Here is a 4,659-nt window from a genome sequence, read left to right on the forward strand (position 1 = left end):
ATGGGACTTATGCAGCTTACATCATAGACAACTTAGGGAATGCTGATTTTTTACCACTGGCCAACTTCATACCTTTCTTAGGTAGAGCCAAAATAAATCGTAAATGGTCACGATTTTTAGCTCTTCTTGAAAGCTCTTATCCCTATATCAATGATGACCTTGAGGCGATTTGAATTATGTTTAAGCTGTATGATTATTTAGCTAAGCGTAAAGCCAAACAATTCAATGTCAGAATAAGCACAACACAACAATTCGTTAACAATTGTAAACTACGACTTGAAGAATTTTCACGTCTCGGTAAAGTTCTAATTGATCAAAGACAATCCACCTCGAAAATATTAGAACTTGGCGCCTATAGTTATGTGAGAAGTGACTCCAAATTACTGAATATTTCTATAATAGGGCGTTACTGCTCGATCGGTCGTAATGTAACTTTAGGTCTAAACCCACGTAATCACCCACTAGATTGGGTATCGACAAGTACACAATTTAGTCGCAACTACACTAGACTGGTGCCCCCATCTCAAATCGGGCACGACGTGTGGATCGGAGATAATGCAGTCATTATGGCAGGATTGACAATCGGTCATGGTGCCATTGTTGGATGTGATGCTGTTGTCACTAAAGATGTCTTACCGTATGAAATTGTTGCTGGAAACCCTGCTAAATCAATTCGTTTTCGCTTCAACAAAGCCACCATCAAACAACTATTGTCATCACAATGGTGGAACTTAGATAAAAAGCAGCTCGATTCTTTAGATTTTCAAGACATCTCATCATTCACTCAAAAAACTCAAAAACTACATCAAAAGGCTCAATTTAAGTTTTTTTACTTTCAAGGAAAAGGCTTAAAAGATTCTAAGCGCTCTACGGACTAAAGAAATGGCTCTGCCATATGTGGGCGAAAGTGACAATTTGTATAACCACTGTCTTCGTTTAAGCGTGACGTTTTTTTCTTTCCACAATTTAAACCACGATTTTTGTTTGATAATCTCATCCTGGTTATCAGGGACGACACCATCTAATTCTGACAACCATTTAGTGTCAGCTTCATACCCCAACTGAATCAGTAGGTCGGATATATCACCATATTTTTCAATTTGGGCTTTTAAATAAGGCTTATTTTTAGCCCAGTTACCAATACTCTGGGGGCTGATTGGTCTTAAACCACCTAAGGCCGCTTCAGATTTATTCGAAGGTTTTGCTTGTAAATGGTATTCACTGAAAAGGCATTTCACTTCGAGAAAAGGTAACTTTTTTTGAAGTTCACGTTGCACCTTATCTGGTTCGGTCACCAAATCTTCATATTTTACCGTAATAAAATGAGGATTTTTTTCCAGGTGTTGAGCAATCTCGTGATGCTCTTTCCATGTCTTGAGATTACTCCATATTTTTTTATCATTTTTGTTATTTTTATGACTACGACTTGAGATTGCATCCCGCGGATCCCTGAGCAAGTAAATCACATAAAGATTTGGATTTATCGCCAAAGGATATGATATCCGCTTAATATCATTAGGGTTCTTAGTACAGAGGATTTCACAGGGTGATGTAAACTCTTTAAAAACACTGTATTCATGCTCTGTATATCCATCAATATCAAAACATGTTGTCATTAATTCGGTCATTAACGTGGTACCACTCCTAGGTACGCAGCCTACAATGTGAATATGTTTTTTTTGCATCGAACGCCCAAGTATTAAATGAGTTTGTGAATCATAACTTACCGAAAATCTGAGTAGGGTTTTCAGCAAGCCTCCAATTCCTTAAAAATCTGGCTTTATCTTTTTCATAATCACGGTTAAACAAGCTTTCATATTGATGTTCCTGCATCGCATCAAGATCGATCAATTCTACAATCGCATTAGCTTTTAGAAGCAAGTTACTCGCTTTTAGATCACCATGACTAATTCTATATTTTTTCATCAAACGAAAAATTCGTTTGATTTGCGTTAGCACATTCCCTGTTGGGTGCTCATATGGATAGACCTTTGATAGCTCCTGTGTCTCCGCCGAGTAGCCACACAACAAATACGCTGTTGTCCTGAGTAAATAATTCCTTTTCTCGATGAAGCCTAATACTTCCGGGGTTGGTACTCCGATCAATGTCATAAGGTTTCCATAGCGCCAGGCGTTAGCTGCCCGACTTGGTCGCCAGCAACGTTTCAGAAAATGACTAAAAGATTTAATGTTATATCGTTTGACAACAACATCCCTTCCAGCGAGTTTTACCAATACAACGGTGGCTGAATTACCTGCTTTTAAAATTCGCCCATGCTCGACCAGCGAATCAATCTGATTGACAAGATCAACTTCTGCGGCTTCAAAAAAAGAGCGTTTAAACGCATACTCAAACTTCAGTGTCTTTTTATAGGCTGTCATGGTGCAGGAACGAAAGCATTTTCTCAGATAATTTGTTTTTCGTTTCTGCCAGACTTTTTTCAGTCGCTTCTCAAACGCTTGTTGCGTTTTTGAATCAAAGATCCAGCCACGCTTATCAAAATACCTCTCCAGATGTTGTAGTAATCGATCCTGCTGATCTGACTGGAACTGAGCGATGAGTAAAGCAAGATTGTTAAGACTGGTATTTTTGGCAAGCGGTTTGCCGACTTTACCTCGCACTGATGCCAGATCGATTAGAAATAGCTCGTTTTCGGTCATTAAGAGATTATCAGGATGAATATCTTCTTGATAAATACCTGCTTGATGGCACAAAAGCATCAAATCAATTAACTTTTGGATCGAGTCTGAGTGCTCAGAAAAAGGCATTTCAAACGTCTTTGCATCTGAAATGAAGGCATAAGCAATTGCCAGACAACCTTCAATATTTTCGCTAATCGACAGCCGTTCTGGCGTGGGAACACCGGCTTTTTCACATGCCTGATAACCGTTTATTTCTCTGGCTAATTCCCGCCGTCCTTTTTTGTTCGGCTTGAATAGTTTCAATAATAAAGATCGTCCTTTAGATTCTGCCCTGACCACCAGCCTTCTTCCTGGTAAGTACCTCAGAATTTGCTGACAATGATAACGCTCATTGCTATGGCCAATATCAAATGGCACAGAGACTGCTTCACCGGCCAGGAAGGCTTCTATTTCCTTACTCACGAGGCGTTTTGTCCTTGCCATTTAGCAAACAGGACCTGTGCTCGCTGTTCTACTTTTCGCCAAAAAGCCAGATCTTGTTCTACTATTTTTCGTAACGATTTATCGCTGTATGTCTTCATAAAACGATATAAATCACGTTGAGTCAGCTCCACTTCATGGGCAGAGAAATACAAAGAGCCTAAATCTTTCACCAACCAGCGTCTGGGTACTTTCCTGCGCTGTTGGGCCCGATGCAGATCGATTAGAAAAACCGCCGTATCAGCCTCAATCACATTGGTATCAGCAAACGTATCGGTAAGCAAAAAGTGGCATAAATAATAATCACGGTGATTAATACCCGCCTGGTGCATCGCTCGGCTCATTGTGGCCAGTTTTTCGATCAAGATTTGTTTTGTTTGGAAGTCAGGTCGGTTATACCGCCATTGCTTGCCCAAATCTTCCAGGCTCATAGTGTTGACCAAATCATCAGTAACGACAAAAGAATGTCTTTTAGCCGGGTTAGAACCGCGCTCTCCATAAGCGGCAAGTGTCATTGTGCCGATGCCTAGCTGATGAAAACGTTGTATAGCCTGCCATTCATTCTTCGCGCTGATAATGGGTAATCTGAATTGGAGCAGATTTTTAACAATTTCTCCCCAGCCCACACCGGCATGGTATTTAAGAAAATAACTGTGACCGTTCAGAGTAAATCGGAGTGTTCGACGCCCTTCCTTGTCTCGGTATATATCACCCTGTTGCTTGGCAAGCAGATCAAAACAGTCTTGGTTCTGCCAGGCTGTCTCCAGGTCTTTACGGATATACACCGTCTGTTTCATCATTGGCACCAGGCTTCGATTTGATCTGCACACAACTCACCGCGGGATAAAGCCGACACCTCAGTATTTTTTTCAGTACGATGAGGAACCATATCCACAGTTGCTAAAGCGGTTATTAATTCAGTCACAATCGTCTTTTCATTCAAAATCGTTGAAGCAGCATCATGCTCAGCAAGAAAGCGATAACCGCAAACATCACTGATAAACATCGGCAACCTCGCTGCTGCTGCTTCAGCTAAAACCATACCGGCCGCTTCTTTTCTGGCAGGATGCACGAGATAATCAGCTGCCAGATAAAATGTAGCAAGCTCATTCTGCCCCCCCCAGAATTTATAACGAATCCGACGATTTTGTTTCAAATAGTTTTCGTAACTGGCTTGTTTGCCATTTCCGACAACCCAGAGCTCAAACAAGCTTTGTTTTTGCTCTTCCAGCCCCATCAATGCCTCAATAACTCTGTCCAGCCCTTTAGTATTAAAATCTGCAGCCACAAATAAGAGCAAAATACGTCCAGCCTCTTGCTCATTTAGCTTACGCCAGGCTCGTGCCGCCTGAAATTTTTCATCCGTGTAATGAAAAGACGCATCGACACAGACTGGCAATAAAAAATTATTATCCGGGTTCAACCCAAAACTATGTTGATATTGGGTCTGCTGATATTGAGTGAGGAAAACACTGTGCAAATCAGGGTTCTCAAATAAGGCCTTTTCAATTGCTGCATAGGTTCGATAGCGAGGCA

5 protein-coding genes are annotated in these 4,659 nt (G+C 41.0%); 1 reads left to right on the forward strand and 4 read right to left on the reverse strand.

What is annotated here, in order from left to right; all coding sequences use genetic code 11:
- Nucleotides 1–176: 176 nt before the first annotated feature.
- On the forward strand, nt 177–878 hold the full coding sequence (locus tag ACTF5U_RS12220) for a CatB-related O-acetyltransferase (protein WP_438971911.1): 702 nt from the start codon (nt 177–179) through the stop codon (nt 876–878).
- On the opposite strand, the gene ACTF5U_RS12225 is transcribed toward ACTF5U_RS12220, so the two are convergent.
- From ACTF5U_RS12225 to ACTF5U_RS12240, 4 genes are all read right to left on the reverse strand, one after another.
- Complete coding sequence (locus ACTF5U_RS12225; protein WP_438971912.1) at nt 849–1,685, reverse strand: sulfotransferase family protein; 837 nt, start codon at nt 1,683–1,685, stop codon at nt 849–851. The two genes, ACTF5U_RS12220 and ACTF5U_RS12225, sit on opposite strands and share 30 nt — an antisense overlap.
- Before the next feature lie 31 nt (nt 1,686–1,716).
- On the reverse strand, nt 1,717–3,105 hold the full coding sequence (locus tag ACTF5U_RS12230; protein ID WP_438971913.1) for a lipopolysaccharide kinase InaA family protein: 1,389 nt from the start codon (nt 3,103–3,105) through the stop codon (nt 1,717–1,719).
- Nucleotides 3,102–3,920 carry a lipopolysaccharide core heptose(I) kinase RfaP gene (rfaP, locus tag ACTF5U_RS12235; protein ID WP_438971914.1) on the reverse strand — a complete coding sequence of 273 codons (819 nt, stop codon included), beginning with the start codon at nt 3,918–3,920 and terminating at the stop codon, nt 3,102–3,104. The genes ACTF5U_RS12230 and rfaP overlap by 4 nt, the downstream gene beginning before the upstream one ends.
- Nucleotides 3,920–4,659 (reverse strand): glycosyltransferase (locus ACTF5U_RS12240; RefSeq protein WP_438971915.1); only part of this gene is annotated, 740 nt, incomplete at its 5' end. The genes ACTF5U_RS12240 and rfaP, both read right to left, overlap by 1 nt.

Source organism: Methylophaga sp. (assembly GCF_965655755.1).
In the GTDB taxonomy this organism is placed as follows: Bacteria; Pseudomonadota; Gammaproteobacteria; order Nitrosococcales; family Methylophagaceae; genus Methylophaga.